Source organism: Actinocatenispora rupis, from assembly GCF_016861975.1.
GTDB classification, from domain to species: domain Bacteria; phylum Actinomycetota; class Actinomycetes; order Mycobacteriales; family Micromonosporaceae; genus Actinocatenispora; species Actinocatenispora rupis.
Genome location: NZ_BOMB01000007.1, coordinates 78,907 through 95,940, shown reverse-complemented (window position 1 = coordinate 95,940; position 17,034 = coordinate 78,907). Strand labels below are relative to the sequence as shown.

Below are 17,034 nucleotides of genomic sequence, written 5' to 3'. Positions count from 1 at the left end.
GGAATGTCCACTGTGGTCGGTCCGGCCGCCGGTACCGGACGGCAGGTCGGCCTCGGCGGGGTGGCCCGCGGCGGGGTGCTGAACCTCGCCGCGGCCGGCTTCTCCGGCCTCGCCGGGCTCGCGATCACCACGCTGGTCGCGCGCGGGCTCGGGCACGCGCAGGCCGGCGTGTTCTTCTCCGCCACCTCGGCGTTCCTGCTCGCGCAGATGCTCGCCAAGCTCGGCACCGACACCGGCCTCGTGTACTGGTTGGCCCGGCTGCGCGCGGTGCGCCGCTTCGACCTGCTGCACCGGCTGCTGCGCCGCGCCCTCCTGCCGGTACTCGCCGCCTCGGTGCTCGCCGCCGCCGTGCTGTTCACCGCCGCGCCGTACCTGGCGCACCTGTCGGTGTTGGCCGGGCGGCACGCGCACGCCGGCGACTTCGCCCGGCAGCTCCGGGTCCTCGCGCTGTTCCTGCCGGCCGCGGCGCTGTCCGACGCGCTGCTGTCCGCGACCCGCGGGTACCGGACGATGCGGCCGACCGCCTTGGTGGACAAGGTGATCCGCCCGTCGCTGCAACTCGCCGTCCTGCTGGTGGTACTGCTGTCGACGAGCACGACGCTGGACTCGGTGGCCTGGGCCGGGCCGTACGTGGTGAGCGTGGTACTGGCGGCCTGGTTCCTGTCCACTGTGGACCATGCCGCCCGCCGCCGGCCGGTCCCCGGACGGTCCACTGTGGACGTCGTCGTACCGGAGCGGCTGGGTCCGGCGTTCTGGCGGTTCACCGCGCCGCGCGCGCTGTCCAGCATCGCGCAGGTGGCGCTGCAACGGCTGGACGTGCTGCTCGTCGCCGGGATGCTCGGCTTCCCGGCCGCGGCGCTCTACACCGTGGCCACCCGGTTCATCGTGGTCGGCCAGCTCGGCAACCAGGCCATCGGCAGCGCCGTCCAGCCGCGCCTCGCCGAACTGCTCGCCCGCCGCGACACCGCCGCCGTACGCCTGCTCTACCAGACGTCGACCGCCTGGGTCGTGCTGCTCACCTGGCCGATGTACCTGCTCGTCGCGGTCTTCGCGCCGGCGTACCTGGGGGTCTTCGGCGCCGGGTACGCGGGGACCGGCACCGCGCTCGTGGTCGCCGTACTGTGCGGCGCGATGCTCGTCGCCGGCGCCTGCGGCATGGTCGACATGGTCCTCACGATGGGCGGCCGTACCACCTGGAACCTGGCGAACGTGGCGCTCGCGCTCACCGTCAACGTCGGGCTCGACCTGCTCCTGATCCCGCCGCTGGGCATCATGGGCGCGGCGCTCGGCTGGGCCGCCGCGCTGCTCGTCAAGAACCTGGTGCCGGTGGTCCAGATCGCGGTCGCGCTGCGGCTGCACCCGTTCGGCCGCGCCACCGGGTACGCGGCGCTGCTCGGTGCCGGATGCGTTGCGGTACCGGCGATCTGCGCCCGCGTACTGCTCGGTCCGGGTCTCGTCGGGCTCGCCGCCGCCCTCGCCGTCGCCGTCCCCGCGTACGCCACGGCCTGCGTGCTGGCGCGCGACCGCCTCGGACTCACCGACCTATTGCCCCGCCGAATCGTCGAGAGGTTCCGCCATGCGCACTGACTATCCCGAACTGTTCCGGGACGACGCCGCGGTCAGCAAGTACGAGAACGTCGTCTACCGGCCGGGCGGGTACTCCGCCTCGATCAGCGCGCGGCAGCGGGACGTGCTGCGCGGCCAGATCCGCCGCTGGTTCCCGGAACCGCCGGTGCAGCACGACTTCGCCTGCGGTACCGGGCGGGCGCTGCTGATGCTGGCGGACCTGGTTTGCGCCGGCCACGGGTACGACGTGTCGCCGGCGATGCTGCGCGGCGCGCGGGATGCCGGCTGCACCGCCGACCTGCACCTGGTACCGCCGGACGGTCCGGTCCCGATGCCCGCGCGCACCACCGGTCCGACGCTGGTGACGATGTTCCGCCTGCTGCTCAACGCCACCGAGCCGGTACGCGACCGGGCGCTGGCGTTCGCCGCCGCGGCACTGCCGCACCGGGACTCCGGGCTGCTCGTCCTGGAGAACCACGGACGCAGCCGGTCGCTGCGCCACCTCGGCCGCTGGCGGCACCGCGGCGACCCGTGGTTCTCCGAGCTGTCCGACCGTACGGTGCGCGACCTGCTCGCCCGGCACGGCTTCGAACTCGTTGGCACGTACGGCTTCGCGCTGACCACCCCGGCCTGGTACAAGACCGCGGTGCTGCGCGCGCCCGCCGGTCTGCTCGACACGTACCTGGCGCCGCGGCTGCCGTCGCTGTCCACCGACGTGCTGTACGTCGCGCGCCGGCTGCCGTGATGCGCCGGCTGGCGACGGCACTCGCGGTACTGCTGGCCGCCGCGCTGACCGGCTGCGGCGGCACCTCGGCGCACCACACCACCACCGGCGCCGGTACGCCCCGGCCGATCGCCACCGACCGCGGGCCGCTCGACGGCGGGCCGGTACGGCCACCCGCGCGCGGCGCGTACCTCGGCGCGTACGCGAAGCCGGATCCGGTCACGCAGCCGGGCCGCATCATGGCCGTCGACGACCTCCAGGGTCAGCTCGGCCGGCGGCTGGACGTCGTGCACACGTACCGGAAGTGGGCCGACCCGTTCGACACCGCGTCCGACCGCGCGTTCCAGGCCGGCGGGGCCGTCCTCCTGTACTCCTGGGCCGGCACCGACACCCACCAGATCACCGCCGGCCGGTACGACGGGCTGATCGCGCGGCGGGCCCGGCAGATCCGGGCGATGGGCCGGCCGGTTTTGTTGGAGTGGCGGTGGGAGATGGACCGGCCGAACCTGCGCGCGCAGATGGGTTCGCCGGCCGAGTACGTCGCGGCGTGGCGGCACCTGCGCGGGGTGTTCGCCGCGCAGCACGTGACGAACGCGTCCTGGGTGTGGTGCCCGACCGCGGACGGCTTCGCCGCGGGTGGCGACGCGCCGGCGTTCTACCCGGGCGACGACGAGGTCGACTGGCTGTGCGTCGACGCGTACCCGGGGCGGCGGGTGCGGCCGCTGTCGACCGTGCTCGCGCCGTTCCTGACGTGGGCCCGGGGGCACCGCAAGCCGATCATCGTCGGCGAGTACGGGGCGCCGAAGTCGTACGGCCCGGCGGTGCGGGCCGAGTGGCTGCGCGGTGCCGCGGCCGAGTTCAAGGCCAACCCGCAGATCCGCGCCGCCTGCTACTACGACTCCGATCCGGACCGCGACCGCCCGGTCGAACGGTACGCGCTGCGCGGCGATCCGGCCGCGCTCCGCGCGTTCGCCGACATGGCCCGCGATCCCTGGTTCAACCCGAAATCCTGATCCCGCCCGACTCGGTCCTTACTCGGCAAGTTATGGGAAAAGGTTGTTGCCAGACACTTCCCTCGTACCCGCCGGTAATGTTCTGATACGAGGGCGATCCGAGATCCCACCCCCCACCCGATCGGATCCCTACCCGGAGGATGACGATGCGCAGATCTCGTCTCATCGCCCCCATCGCCGGCCTGGCCGCCGCCCTCGGCATCACCCTGGCCATGGCCGCCCCCGCCCAGGCCGCCAGCGTCAACTACGTCGCCCTCGGCGACTCGTACTCGTCGGGTGTCGGCGCCGGCGGCGAGTCCGGTTCCTGTCTGCAGAGCCAGAACGCGTACTCGGCGCTGTGGGCGAGCGCGAACTCGCCCGCCTCGTACCAGACGGTGGCGTGCTCCGGCGCGACCACCGACGACGTCAACGGCAGCCAGGTGTCGGCGCTCAGCGCGGACACCACGCTCGTCAGCATCACCATCGGCGGCAACGACGTCGGCTTCGCCAACATCATGCAGACCTGCGCCCTCCAGGGCACCACGGCCTGCGTGAACGCGGTGCAGGCCGCCGAGGACACCGCACGGTCCGAGATGCCCGGCAAGCTCGACAACACGTACGCGAACATCCGGTCGCACGCGCCGAACGCGCACGTCGTCGTCCTCAGCTACCCGGTCTTCTACCAGCTCAACACGTCCGGCTGCGTCGGGCTGAGCGAGACGTCGCGGGCGAAGATCGACGAGGGCATCAACCTGCTGGACGACATCACCCGCGACGCGGTGGGCCGGCAGAGCGGATTCGCGTTCGCCGACGTACGCGACATCTGGGTCGGTCACCAGCTGTGCAGCGGCGGTACCAAGTGGCTGCACGCGTTGAACTTCGCCGACATCACCGAGTCGTACCACCCGACGGCGGCCGGCCAGTCCGGCGGCTACCTGCCGGTGTTCAGCTCCGCCGCCTGATCCACCCGCACGTACGACGACGGCGCCGACCCCCGTGGGGGCCGGCGCCGTCGCTCGTCCGGATCAGCGGTGCCGGGCGCGGTACCGACGCCGGCCCACGACGAACAGCGCGGCACCGGCGAGCAGTACCGCGGCGCCGGTGCCGGCCACCGTGGCAGTGCTGGAACCGGTCACCGGCAGCGTTCCGCCGCCGCCGCCCTGGCCACCGGTCGCGGTGATCCGGATGGGGGCGGAGTTGTTGTCCTTGTTGGTTTCGCCGGGCGTGGTGGTCGCGACCGACACCTTCCCGTCGGCACCGATCTTCTGGTCGGTGATGGTGAACTTCAGGTCCATCGACTGGGTGCTGCCGGCCGGCACCACCTCGTCCTTGGCCTCGCAGTGCACCGAACGGCCCTGGGTCTTCCAGGCGCAGCCCTTCGGCAGCTCGGCCAGCTTCGTACCGGTCGGGGCGACGATGTCGACGACGCCGCCGACGAAGTCGGACGGGCCCGCGTTGGTACCGCTGGCGTGCACGGTCACCGTGTCGCCGACCGCGCCCTTCGCCGTACCGGCGGAGACCTTGTAGTCGTAGTGGTTCGCGGTGCTGCGGATCGGCACCTTGACGGTGTTCGGGCCGCTCAGGTCCTTCCACGACTCGGTCGGCTGACCGTTCGCGTCCAGCGGCACGACCAGGACGCCGATGGTGTCCTGCGCCGGGCCGGGCGTGTTCTTCGCCAGCGTGTACGTCGGGTCGGCGCTGACCGTCTGTCCCGGCTGGAGCTTGCCGCTCTGGTCGGTGAACGCGCAGCTCCACAGCACGGCCATCTTCGTGGTACCGGTCTGCTTGCAGTGCTTGTCCTGCGTGACGTTCGGCAGCGAGACGTACCGCGGGATCGAGACGTTCATCAGGACGCCGTCGGTGGCCTTGCCGCTCACGTTCTGGATGGCGTAGTGGAACGTGCCGGAGCCCCCCGGCGCGACCGCGTCCGGCGTCGTCGCCGAGGCGTGCAGCGCGTGGTCGTTCGACGGAGCGGCGACCGCCGGGGTGGCCACCGCGACCATCCCGATACCGGCGGACGCGAGCAGGCCGAGACCGGCGACCGCGCCGACGCGCCTCACGGCGTGGACTGACATGGATACCCTCCGATGAAGCCGATTGGTGTACGGGATCGCTTGGTGCACAACGGCAGCAGCGCACCGGGGAGACCCCGACCGGCGGCACCTGGGGCGGGTGGCGCCAAGACGTTCCGCGCCGGCCCGCCGCACGGTCGTTGGCCGTACGGCGGGACCGGACGCGGACCCCGTCGAACTCCCCCACGCCGGGGCATCCCGGCGCCAGCAGAGCGAACCAGTCGGCGCTTACTCCGCGCTTTCGCGTCGCTGTCGGTCGACGCGCGGTGAGCGGCGGATACCCGGACCGTCAGCGGCGGCGCAGCGCGCTCGCAGCGAGCAGTCGCAGGGCGAACGGAGCGTCGTGCACAACGTACCGCCGGAACAGTCGGGTCGGCTCGCTTCCCAACCGGTGCGCCCATTCCAGCCCGGTACGTTGCATCCACCGCGGCGCCCGTCGCCGTACGCCCGCCACGAAGCCGATCGCGGCGCCGCACCCGACGAACCACGTACCGGGTAGGTCGGGCGTCAGGCGGGCGATCAGCCGCTCCTGCTTCGGAAAGCCGAGCCCGACGTACACCAGGTCGGGGCGGGCGGCGGTCACCTCGGCGCGGATCCGTTCCACCGCAACGGGATCGTCCTCGAACCCGTACGGCGGGCACGAGGTGCCGGCGACCCGCAGGCCGGGGTACCGCTCGGCCAGTACCTCGCCGGCGCGGGCGGCGACCCCGGGCGCGCCGCCCAGCAGGTACACGGAACGGGACTCGGCGGCGACGGCCGCGGACAGCGACCAGATCAGGCTGGAGCCGGCGACCCGTTCGGGCAGCGCGGTTCCGGCCAGCCGGCTCGCCCACACCAGCGGCGCACCGTCGGCGACGACGTAGCTGGCGGACTCGACGTGGCCGCGCGCCTCCGCGTCCCGGCGTACCAGGCGGAGGATGTCGACGTTGGGGGTGACGAGCGTGCCGCCGACCCCCGCGCACAGGTCGGCGACGACCCGCGAGACGACCTCGGCCTCGGTGAGCGGATGGAATCCCACGCCGGACAGCACGACGGTCGCGGACGGGGCGGCAGGTGCGGACACGATCGCAGACCCTAGCCGAGCGTCGACCGAGAGTCGTTGAAAGCACACGTACAGTTGCCTGTGGCGTGTCGCGTCGTTGTACCCGGGGGCGGTTTGATCAAGGGGGTAGCCGGTGGTACGGGTGCTGTTCCTGGGCGGACTCGGACGCAGCGGAACCACGCTGCTGGAACGGATCCTGGGCGAACTGCCCGGGGTGTGCCCACTCGGCGAGGTCGTCCACCTGTGGCACCGGGACGTCCTCGACGACGAACGCTGCGGCTGCGGCGAACGGTTCTCCCGCTGCGACTTCTGGCAGCGCGTCGGCGCCACCGCGTTCGGCGGCTGGACACCCGACCTGGCCCGCCGCATGGTCGGCCTGCGTACCGCCGTCGAACGCACCCGCCACCTCCCCGGACTCGCCGCGCCCCGGCTGCGCGCCGTCCGCGCCCGGCTCGTCAGCGAGTACACCCAGGCGTACGCGCAGGTGTACCGGGCGGCCGTCGAGGTGTCCGGCGCCCGCGTCGTCGTCGACTCGTCGAAACACGCGTCGCTCGCGTTCTGCCTGCGCTGGTGCCCCGACGTCGACCTGCGCGTCGTCCACGTCGTCCGCGACTCGCGCGGCGTCGCGTACTCCTGGACCAAGCAGAAGGTCCGCCCCGAGGCCGACGGCCACGCCGAGATGACCCGGTACCCACCGGCCCGCTCCGCGCTGCTCTGGAACACGCTCAACGCCGCCTTCGGCGTGCTCGAACGGATCGGCACACCTGTGCACCGCCTCCGGTACGAGGAGTTCGTCGCCGAGCCGGCACGTACCGTCGACGAGATCCGCCGGTTCGCCGACCTGCCACCGGATCCCGCCGCCCTCGGCTTCCTCGGCCCCGGCACCGCCCGGCTCGGCCGCTGCCACTCCGCCGCCGGCAACCCCATGCGGTTCGCCACCGGCGACGTCGAACTCCGCTGCGACGACGCGTGGCGCCGCGAACTTCCCGCGCCCCAACGGCGGCTGGTCGGCGCGCTCACCGCACCGCTGCTCGGCGCGTACGGCTATCCCCTCGGAGGCCCCCGATGACCGGCACCAACACGTCGAACCTGCCAGATGGCACGGGATCCGCGGGTGCGGGTGTCGTGGCGCCGAGCGTGGGGGTGGTGATTCCCACGCACGACCGGCCCGAACTGCTCCGCGCCGCGATCGCCTCCGTCCGCGGCCAGGAGTACGACGGCACCGTCCGGATCGTCGTCGTGTACGACCGGGCCGAACCCGACCGTACGCTCGCCGCCGACGACGTCACCGTCGTGGCCAACACGCGTACGCCCGGACTCGCCGGCGCCCGCAACACCGGCATCCGCGCACTGTCCGAAGTGGACGGTCCGGTCGACCTGGTCGCGTTCTGCGACGACGACGACGCGTGGCTGCCCGGCAAGCTCACCGCGCAGGTCGCCGCACTCGCCGCGCACCCCGGCGCCGAGTTCGCCACCTGCGCCATCGAGGTCGCGTACGACGGGGTCACGCACCCGCGGCTCGCCGGCACCGACGTCGTCGTCCTCGACGACCTCGCCCGGTCCCGGATGGCGATGCTGCACGCGTCGACGTTCCTGGTCCGCCGTACCGCGCTCGCCGACGACCGCATCGGGCTCGTCGCCGAAGACGCCCCCGGCAGCCAGAACGAGGACTACGACCTCCTCCTCCGCGCCGCCCGACGCCGGCCCATCGCCCACGTCGACCGACCGCTCGTGCACGTACGGTGGGGGCGCGGCTCGTTCTTCGCCCGCGAGTACCGGACGAAGATCGCGTCGCTGACCTGGATGCTCGACCGGCACCCCGAACTGTCCGCCTGCCGCGCCGGCTCCGCCCGCGTGTACGGCCAGCTCGCCTGCTGGCACGCCGCCGCCGGCGACCGCCGTACCGCCGTGCGGTGGGCACGCCGGTCGCTGCGCCGCAACCCGGGCGAACCCCGCGCCGCCATCGCCCTCGCCGCCGCCGCCCGCCTCGTCTCCGTCGAATCCGTACTCGGCACCCTGCACCGCCGCGGCCGCGGCATCTGACCCGGAACCGCCTGCCCACCAACACATCCCCGTGCCCCGCCGGCACGGTGCACGCCCGACAGGACCCGACCCGTCGGCCCGGCGCCATCCACCCGCCGCCGCAGTCGCGGCCCGCACGCACAACCCACCCGCCGGTACGGCCTCATCCCGACGCGCACTCCCCGACCTGACCGTCGGCGCGACCCCATCCCGATACGCGCTCCCCGACCCGTCAGCGCAGTCGCGGCCCAGCACACGCAACGCCGACCCGTCGATACGCTCGCGTCCCGTGCGCCGCCGCCCCTGCACCGCCCGACAGGTACGACAGCGCGACGGTCGTCGTTCACCTGCGCCCGGCGCGTTCCGGATTGAGCGGGTGGTTCTCCGCGGCGATCGGTCGCCGCGGATGGCGCGGACGGCCCTCGCGGATGGCTGGCGCGGGTGCGGGGTGAACCGTACCGAGCGGGATGTGGTGATTGCGGCGGCGAGCGAGGCCAGGGTCCACGGGCGTGCCGGAGTGCCGGTGCATCGGGGAGATCGCCGGGCCCGGGGAGTGGACCGTCCACTGTGGCGGGTCGCTTTTCCGGGGCGATGATGATATTGATATCGGTCAATGTTCATGCGGGACGGGGAGGCAGGGCACGATGGTTGGTGTCGCATCGTGACCGACGAGCGGGACGATCACCCCGTACCACCTGGGCTGTTGCCCGACCTGACCGGTACGGCCGCGCCGGCCGCGCCGCGTACGCCGGACGACGCGGGCCCGTGGGCGCCGCCCGCCACGATGTCGATCCGGCAACGACTGGCCGGCAGCCTCGCCGACACGTCCTCGACGTTCGTCCCCGCCCGACCCGCGCCGCGCCGCGCCGATGCCGCGCCCGCCGAGTCCGAGCCACCGGCGCCCACCGACGCACGGCGCGACGCCTCGCCGACCGCGGAACCGCCCGCCGCGCCACGGCCAGAGCCCACGACCACCTCGCCCACCACCACGTCCCCGGCCACAACCGCGCCCGGCGCCGAGGCGACACCGTCCCCCTTCGCTCCCCCGGTACCCGATCCGACCGCGGCACCGGCCGCCGCACCGGAGTCCCGCGCCACCCCGGCCCCTCGGGTACGAAGCGCATCCCAGTCACCCGCCGCCGTCAGCCCTTCCCGCACGACCGCACCAGACCCCGCCGTACCAACGCCCACATCCGCAGCGCCACAAACGAACCGCACCGCCGCGAACCACGAAACCCGATCGCCACAGGCAACACCCGCCGCTCCGGGCACCAGTACCCCGACCACACGAGCAACCCCAGGTGCAGCAGGCGCCAGAACCCCGCAGGCAACCGCAACCACTGCGCCGCACGGCAACGCGTCGTCACAGGCAGCTCCTGGCACCGGAGTAGCGACGCCGCGGGCAGTCTCCGCCGCAGCGACCTCCGGAACCCCAGTACCACAAGCGAACCCGGTCGCATCACCCGAGGGAACCGCGGCACCACAGGCGAATCCAGACACGGAGGACGACAGATCCCCGGCGTCGCAGGGAACTCCGTCCGGCCCGCCGACCGAGGCACCCCGGGACGCGCCGGCAGCAGCCGACACCGCACCCCCGCAGCAGGCCGCTGGCGTACGACCGGCCGGATCGCCGCTGTGGGAGGCGTGGACGCCGTCGGGGCACCGTAGCCTGCCGACTGGATCGCCCGGTTCCGTTGCGCCACAAGCAGAAGCGGCCCACCCGGAACACGCGCGCCCGGCCCCGACGACCAGCGCCCCACCCGTCACGTCCGTACCGCCGGCCACAGCAGCGCGCCCCGGGCGGGAGGTCGCGGTGCCCCCACCCGGGTACCCGCACCGGCGGCGCCGTGGCCGGTGGCGGCTGGCGGTCGCGGTACTCGTCGTGTTGGCGTTGGCGGGTGCGGGAACGGTGTTGCTGGGCCGGGAGTTCGGTGGGCCGGGGTGTGCCGCGGGCGCGCCGGCGTCGGTGCGCATCGCGGCGGCGCCGGACATCGCTCCGGTACTGCGGTCGACGGCGGCGGCGCTGCCCGGTGTGCGCGCCGGGTGTACGGCGGTGCACGTGTCGGCAGTGCCCGCTCCGGCTCAGTACCAACGGATGTCGGGTCGGTCGGCACCGTCCGATGTGGACGTCTGGGTGCCGGATTCGACGGCGTGGCTGGTGTTGGCGCGGGCGTCGGGTTCGACGGCGTTCGCGTCGACGGGCCCGTCGCTGGCACGTACGCCGGTGGTGATCGCGGCGCCGACGAGGCTGGCGGACCGGTTCGGCGACCGTACCCGGTGGTTGGACTTCGCGGACCGGTTGACGCGGCCGAACGCGCCGCGGTTCAGCATGGCGGACGCGATGGGCAGCACGGTCGGGATGCTGTCGGTGAACGCGGTGCGGATCGCGATGGGCGGCGCGGAGCCGGATCCGGGCATCGCGACGATGCGGGTCTTGACGTTCCGCAGCCGGTTGGCGAGCGCGGACGCCGACCCGTTGGCGTTGCTGGGATCGGTGCGTACGGCGTCGGACCCGACGTCGGTGGGCGCGTTCACGGCGACGGAACAACAGGTCTGGGCGTACCAGCGGGCGCACCCGACGGTGCCGGTCCGTGCGCTGTACCCGGCGGACGCGGAGGTCGAGGCGGACTATCCGCTGGCGGTGTCGAGCCGGCTGGGCGCGGGCGGCCGGGCGTTCGCGGACTCGCTGGCGAAACGGTTCGCGGCCGACGACGTGGTGCGTGCGCTGGCCGCGCACGGGCTGCGCGGGGCGAGCCGGGACGCGGACACGGCGGGCATCGTGCCGGCCGCGCCGGGCCTGGACCGCACGTACCCGGCAGCGGCGGTGCCGGACACCCGCGACGGCGGTACGGCGGTGGCGAGTTGGGCGCAGTACCGGCTGCTGCCGTTCCAGGTGTTGATCCTGGTGGACGGCTCGGCGTCGATGAACGAGCGGGTGACGGGCGGCGACGGCCGCGCCCGTACCAAGGCCGAACTGGTACGCCTGGCCGGGGCGCGGGCGAGCGCGCTGTTCGGCGGCGAGACGAGCCTGGAGCTGCGCGTGTTCAACACGGCGCGGCCGGGACACCCGGACACCACGATCGTGCCGTACGGGCCGATCGACGGCCGGGTCGGCCACGCCACCCGCCGCTCGGTACTGACGGCCGCGGTGTCGCGGTTCGCGGTCCCCCGCCGCAGCGGCACCCCGCTGTACGAGTCGGTTCTGCGCGGCCGCGCCGACATGGCCAAGCGGTACCGGCCGGACGCGTACACCATGGTGGTGGTGATCTCGGACGGCAAGGACGAGGACTCGCCGTACGCGATGCGCCGCGCGACGTTCCTGCGCCGCCTGGCCGCCCAGTCCGACCGCCGCCGCCCCGTCCCCGTGTACGCGGTGGGCTACGGCGCCTCGGCCGACATGGGCAGCCTGACCGCGATGGAGAAGGCCACCGGCGGCCAGGCCCTCAACTCGGTACGCCCCGGCGATCTCGCCGCGGCCATCGCCAAGATCTTCCTCGCCGCGCACCGGGTCGGCGACTGACCGGCCCGGGAACCCGAAAGCCGGCGGTGCGAAAGCCACCCCGCGGACGCGGAAGGAGGCGGGCACCAGTCCCGCCTCCCCGCAGTTCCCGTACGCCGGTGCCGGCTCAGTCGGCCGAGACGATCATGCCGGCGGCCACCGTACGGTTGGTCTGCTCGTCGATGAGGATGAACCCGCCGGTCGTCCGGTTCCGCCGGTACTCGTCGGCCAGCAGCGGCCGCGTCGTGCGCAGGCGTACCCGGCCGATCTCGTTGAGCGCCAACGAATCCGCCGCCTCGTCCCGGTGCAGCGAGTTCACGTCCAGCCGGTACTGCAGGTCGCGGACCATGGCGCGGGCCGAGTGCGTCGTGTGCTTGATCGCGTACTTCCCGCGCGGGCGCAGCGGCCGCTGCTCGTCCATCCAGCACACCATCGCGTCGATGTCCTGCGCCTGCGTCGGCGCGTTGTGCGGCCGGCAGATCAGGTCACCGCGCGACACGTCGAGTTCGTCGGCCAGCCGGATCGTCACCGACATCGGCGCGAACGCCTCCGCCAGCGGCCCGTCCGCGGTGTCGATGCCCGCGATCCGCGTGGTGAAGCCGGACGGCAGCACCATCACCTCGTCGCCCGGCTTGAACACCCCGGACGCGATCTGCCCGGCGTACCCCCGGTAGTCGTGGTTGCTCGACGAGTGCGGCCGGATCACGTACTGCACCGGGAAACGCGCGTCGACCAGGTTGCGGTCGGAGGCGATGTGCACGTTCTCCAGGTGGTGCAGCAGCGACGGCCCCTCGTACCAGGGCATGGTGGCCGAACGGGAGACCACGTTGTCGCCGCGCAGCGCGGAGATCGGGATGACGGTCAGGTCGGCGATCTCCAGCTTCGTGGCGAACGCGGTGAACTCCGCGTGGATCCGCTCGAAGACCTCCTGCGAGTAGTCCACCAGGTCCATCTTGTTGACGCACAGCACCAGGTGCGGCACCCGCAGCAGCGAGCACAGGAACGCGTGTCGCCGCGACTGCTCGACCAGCCCCTTGCGCGCGTCGACCAGGATCAGCGCCAGGTCGGCCGTGGACGCCCCCGTCACCATGTTCCGCGTGTACTGGATGTGGCCCGGGGTGTCGGCGATGATGAACTTCCGCTTCGGCGTCGCGAAGTAGCGGTACGCCACGTCGATCGTGATGCCCTGCTCCCGCTCGGCCCGCAGCCCGTCCGTCAACAGAGCCAGATCCGTGTACTCGTCGCCGCGCGCCGCGGACGTGCTCTCCACCGCCGCGAGCTGGTCCTCGAAGATCGACTTCGAGTCGTACAGCAGGCGGCCGATGAGGGTGGACTTGCCGTCGTCGACGCTGCCCGCGGTGGCGAACCGCAACAGGTCCACGGCGTCGGTCGGCGCCGCGCCCACCGGATCCGTGGCCAGGTCCGTGCTCATCAGAAGTACCCCTCCCGCTTGCGGTCCTCCATGGCGGCCTCGCTGACCCGGTCGTCGCCCCGGGTCGCGCCGCGCTCGGTGATCCGCGTGGCGGCCACCTCGTCGATCACCTTCGCCACCGTGTCCGCGTCCGACCGGACCGCCGCGGTGCACGTCGCGTCCCCGACCGTCCGGTACCGCACGCGCTCGGTGCGGACCTGCTCGCCGTCGGCGGCGCTGATGAACTCGTTCACCGCGTACAGCATGCCGTCACGCTCGACGACGTCGCGGTCGTGCGCGTAGTACACGTCGGGCAGGGCGATGCCCTCCCGGGCGATGTAGTGCCAGATGTCCAGCTCGGTCCAGTTCGACAGCGGGAAGACCCGGATCGACTCGCCCGGATGGACCTTCGCGTTGTACAGCGACCACAGCTCGGGCCGCTGGTTCTTCGGATCCCACTGGCCGAACTCGTCGCGGAAGCTGAACATCCGCTCCTTCGCCCGCGCCTTCTCCTCGTCCCGCCGGGCCCCGCCGAACAGCGCGTCGAACCGGTACTTCTCGACCGCGTCCAGCAGTACCGGGGTCTGGATCCGGTTGCGCACCCCGCTCGCCGGCTCGACCACGAGGCCGGTCTCCAGCGCCTCCGGCACGCTCGCCACGACCAGCTGTACGCCCAGCTCGGCCACCCGCCGGTCCCGGAACGCGAGTACCTCGGGGAAGTTGTGTCCGGTGTCGACGTGCATGACCGGGAACGGGATCGGCGCCGGATGGAACGCCTTCTCCGCCAGCCGCAGCATGACGATCGAGTCCTTGCCGCCCGAGAAGAGCAGACACGGTCGCTCGAACTCCGCCGCCACCTCACGGAACACGAAGATGCTCTCGGCCTCCAGCGCGTCGAGCTGGCTGAACCGGTAGTCGCAGGTCGGGCTCATGCGTCCGCTCCCGTCGGAACGTTCGGGCGAAATTGATCAGACGGCATTGTCGATCATGCAGATGGGATCACTGGGCAATGCGGGCCCGTGGGATTGCGTGTCATGCTGCCGGACGCGGCCGGGTGCGTCCACGGTGTGCGTCACATCGCATCGTTCTCCCGGCCGACTCCCAGCTCACGCAGAACCTCCAGCAGCCGCGGCGCCAGGTCCCGGCGGCACACCAGCACGTCCGGCAGCCACGGATCCGGCCGGTTGTACGCCAGCGGCGAGCCGTCCACCCGCGAGGCGTGCAGCCCGGCCGCCAGCGCCACCGCCACCGGGGCCGCCGAGTCCCACTCGTACTGGCCGCCCGCGTGCACGTACGCGTCGACGGTGCCCTGGACGACGGCGGCCATCTTCGCGCCGGCCGAGCCCATCGGTACGACCTCCCCGTCGACCCGCTCGCACAGGTCGGCCAGGAACCCCGGCGGCCTGGTCCGGCTCGCCGCCAGGCGGATCGGCCCACCGTGCATCGGCGGGTACGCCGGCGGCGCGTCCGTGCCCAGTACGGTGCCGCCGGCCTGCGCGGGCAGCGCCACCGCGCCGGCCACCAGCCGCCCCGCCCCGACCGGCGTACCGCCGCCGCCCGAACTCCGCTGCCACAGCGCCACGTGCACCGCCCAGTCGGCGCGGCCCGCCTCGGCGAACTCCCGCGTACCGTCCAGCGGGTCGACGATCCAGACCCGCTCCGCGGACAGCCGCGCGTGGTCGTGCTGCTCGTCCTCCTCCGACAGCACCGCATCGCCGGGCCGCCAGCGGGCCAGCTCGGAGGTCAGCAGCTCGTGCGAACGCCGGTCACCGGCCGCCCGCAGCGCCGCCGCGTCGCCGAAACCCAGCTCCTCGCGCAGCTCGCACAGCCCGGTGCCGGCCCGGCCGGCCAGCCAGCGCGCGAACGCCGCGTCGCCGGCCGGCGCCACCAGTCCGGACCCGGTCACTGCCGTCAGCTCCCTCACCACGGCCACTCCCTCAGTACGCCCCGGATGTTCGTACCACGGCCGTAACGGTACGCAGCAGGATCACCAGGTCCAACGACAGGGACCAGTTCTCGACGTACCGGAGGTCCAGCCGGATGGCCTCCTCCCACGGCAGGTCCGACCGGCCGGACACCTGCCACAGCCCGGTCAGGCCCGGCTTCACCACCAGCCGGCGCAGCATGTCCTCCGGGTACTCGGCGACCTCGGCCGGCAGCGGTGGGCGCGGTCCCACCAGCGACATCTGCCCGGCAAGGACGTTCACTAGCTGGGGCAGCTCGTCCAGGGAGAAGCGCCGCAGGTACCGGCCGACGCGCGTGACCCGCGGGTCGTCCCGCATCTTGAACAGCACGCCGGCGCCCTCGTTCGCACCGCGCAGCTCCGCCAGCCGCGCCTCCGCGTCGGTGTACATGGTGCGGAACTTGACGATGTCGAACAGCGCGCCGCCCCGACCCACCCGCGGCTGCCGGAACAGTGCCGGGCCTGGCGAGTCGGCGCGGATCAGCAGCGCCACCGCCGCCAGCAGCGGCGCCAGTCCCACCAGCAGCAGCGCCGCGCCGCACCGGTCCACGATCTCCTTCGCCACCCGCCGCGACCCGCGCAGCCGGGCGTGCTCGACGTGCAGCATCGGCAGCCCGTCCACCGGCCGGATCGTGGTACGCCCGCCCGCCACGTCGATCAGCGCGCTCGCCACGATCAGGTCCACGTCGTCCCGTTCGAGCTGCCAGCCGAGTCGGCGCAGCGCCACCCCGTCCAGCTCCGGGCAGGACAGTACGACGACGGTGTCCGCGCCGGCCACCGTCACCGCCTCGGGCGCGTCCGCGAACGTGCCGTACACCGGGACGCCCAGGTCCGGCACCGGCCCCAGGGTCGGCCGCGGCCGCCGCTCCGGCACGCACGCGCCCACCACCTCCAGCCCGTGGTACCGCTCGCGGCGCAGCTGCCGGCACAGGTCCGCGACCGCCCGCCGGTGCCCCATCACGACCACCCGGCGCAGGTGCCGCCCGCGCGAACGCGCCCGGTGCAGCCGCTTCCGCAGCGCGAACCGCACCACCACCGTCGCCAGCACCGTCAACGGCAACACGATCACCACGTACCCGCGGGCCAGCCGGATGTCCGCCGCGTACGACACGAACGTCAACCCCGCGGCCAGCGTCACCCCCGCCCGCAGCACCCGCTGGTACTCCGCCGTCCCCACGAACAGATGCCGCTTGTCGTACGCCTGCGCGAAGCCCAACACCAGCGCCCACACCGCCGGCAGCAGCGCCGCCAACGCGAGATACCCCTGGTTGTACGTGGTGACCACGCCGAACCGCACTCCGAACGCGACCGCGCCGACCGCGAGCGCCACGAGCACGTCGGCCGCGAGCACCACCCGCAGGTACCGGTTCTCCCAGCCGCAGCGACGGGGCCGGGCCGCCCGCGCCGGCAGCGCACGCGGGGGCGCCGGGGACTCCGACACCGCCAGTTCGACCACCGGCACGGCTTTCCTCCCCCGTCGTCACCCCGTTCGGTGGTGACAACGCGGAACGCCGCGGATGCGTCACGGTTCGTGATCGTTCCGTTGCTATAAGCCAACCACCCCGGCGTACTCCCGCGCCGAGTCCGCCGACCCCACGAAGCCCCCCGCCTGCGTACCCGAGACGCCTGACGAAACCCTCCGCCAGCGCGGTCACCCGCAACGGAAAACGCTTCCCCGGTACGGTCGCGACAGCCGTACCCGCCGACGTGGAGACGTTCCGCGTCACGGATCCAGGCGTACGG

General features: G+C 73.2%; 13 protein-coding genes. 7 read left to right on the top strand and 6 right to left on the bottom strand.

Going from position 1 to position 17,034, the window contains the following annotated elements:
• Positions 1 to 3 precede the first annotated feature (3 nt).
• From Aru02nite_RS06040 to Aru02nite_RS06025, 4 genes are all read left to right on the top strand, one after another.
• Entirely contained in the window at positions 4 to 1,587 is a 1,584-nt protein-coding gene (locus Aru02nite_RS06040) for a lipopolysaccharide biosynthesis protein (protein ID WP_203655561.1), read from the top strand.
• Complete coding sequence (locus Aru02nite_RS06035) at positions 1,577 to 2,311, top strand: methyltransferase domain-containing protein (protein ID WP_203655560.1); 735 nt, start codon at positions 1,577 to 1,579, stop codon at positions 2,309 to 2,311. The genes Aru02nite_RS06040 and Aru02nite_RS06035 overlap by 11 nt, the downstream gene beginning before the upstream one ends.
• Positions 2,311 to 3,303 carry a glycoside hydrolase family 26 protein gene (locus Aru02nite_RS06030; protein WP_203655559.1) on the top strand — a complete coding sequence of 331 codons (993 nt, stop codon included), beginning with the start codon at positions 2,311 to 2,313 and terminating at the stop codon, positions 3,301 to 3,303. Before Aru02nite_RS06035 ends, Aru02nite_RS06030 begins: the two co-directional genes overlap by 1 nt.
• A gap of 146 nt (positions 3,304 to 3,449) precedes the next feature.
• Positions 3,450 to 4,244, top strand: a complete 795-nt coding sequence (locus Aru02nite_RS06025) for an SGNH/GDSL hydrolase family protein (protein ID WP_203655558.1) — start codon at positions 3,450 to 3,452, stop codon at positions 4,242 to 4,244.
• 63 nt (positions 4,245 to 4,307) lie between these two features.
• Here Aru02nite_RS06025 and Aru02nite_RS06020 read toward each other — a convergent pair whose 3' ends face one another.
• Both Aru02nite_RS06020 and Aru02nite_RS06015 read right to left on the bottom strand, forming a co-directional pair.
• The gene (locus Aru02nite_RS06020; RefSeq protein ID WP_203655557.1) at positions 4,308 to 5,357 is read right to left on the bottom strand and encodes an LPXTG cell wall anchor domain-containing protein; all 1,050 of its coding nucleotides are present in this window, start codon (positions 5,355 to 5,357) and stop codon (positions 4,308 to 4,310) included.
• A 286-nt stretch (positions 5,358 to 5,643) separates the two neighbouring features.
• A complete protein-coding gene (locus Aru02nite_RS06015; RefSeq protein ID WP_203655556.1) occupies positions 5,644 to 6,417 on the bottom strand; it encodes a WecB/TagA/CpsF family glycosyltransferase in 774 nt (257 codons plus the stop codon).
• Positions 6,418 to 6,529: 112 nt separating this feature from the next.
• Between Aru02nite_RS06015 and Aru02nite_RS06010 the strand changes: the two genes are divergently transcribed.
• The 3 genes from Aru02nite_RS06010 (at position 6,530) to Aru02nite_RS06000 (ending at position 11,938) form a co-directional block, all read left to right on the top strand.
• Positions 6,530 to 7,465, top strand: a complete 936-nt coding sequence (locus tag Aru02nite_RS06010; RefSeq protein WP_203655555.1) for a sulfotransferase — start codon at positions 6,530 to 6,532, stop codon at positions 7,463 to 7,465.
• On the top strand, positions 7,462 to 8,439 hold the full coding sequence (locus Aru02nite_RS06005) for a glycosyltransferase family 2 protein (protein ID WP_203655554.1): 978 nt from the start codon (positions 7,462 to 7,464) through the stop codon (positions 8,437 to 8,439). The genes Aru02nite_RS06010 and Aru02nite_RS06005 overlap by 4 nt, the downstream gene beginning before the upstream one ends.
• 1,792 nt (positions 8,440 to 10,231) lie before the next feature.
• Positions 10,232 to 11,938 (top strand): substrate-binding domain-containing protein, encoded by a 1,707-nt coding sequence (locus tag Aru02nite_RS06000; protein WP_203655553.1) that lies wholly within the window; start codon positions 10,232 to 10,234, stop codon positions 11,936 to 11,938.
• 106 nt (positions 11,939 to 12,044) lie between these two features.
• Here the strand turns inward: Aru02nite_RS06000 and cysN are convergent, their stop codons facing one another.
• From cysN to Aru02nite_RS05980, 4 genes are all read right to left on the bottom strand, one after another.
• Positions 12,045 to 13,349 (bottom strand): sulfate adenylyltransferase subunit CysN, encoded by a 1,305-nt coding sequence (cysN, locus tag Aru02nite_RS05995; protein WP_203655552.1) that lies wholly within the window; start codon positions 13,347 to 13,349, stop codon positions 12,045 to 12,047.
• Entirely contained in the window at positions 13,349 to 14,260 is a 912-nt protein-coding gene (cysD, locus tag Aru02nite_RS05990; protein WP_203655550.1) for a sulfate adenylyltransferase subunit CysD, read from the bottom strand. The genes cysN and cysD overlap by 1 nt, the downstream gene beginning before the upstream one ends.
• Before the next feature lie 140 nt (positions 14,261 to 14,400).
• Positions 14,401 to 15,219, bottom strand: a complete 819-nt coding sequence (locus Aru02nite_RS05985; protein ID WP_203655738.1) for an inositol monophosphatase family protein — start codon at positions 15,217 to 15,219, stop codon at positions 14,401 to 14,403.
• Between the two features lie 46 nt (positions 15,220 to 15,265).
• Positions 15,266 to 16,747 (bottom strand): sugar transferase, encoded by a 1,482-nt coding sequence (locus Aru02nite_RS05980; RefSeq protein ID WP_239076455.1) that lies wholly within the window; start codon positions 16,745 to 16,747, stop codon positions 15,266 to 15,268.
• Positions 16,748 to 17,034 lie beyond the last annotated feature (287 nt).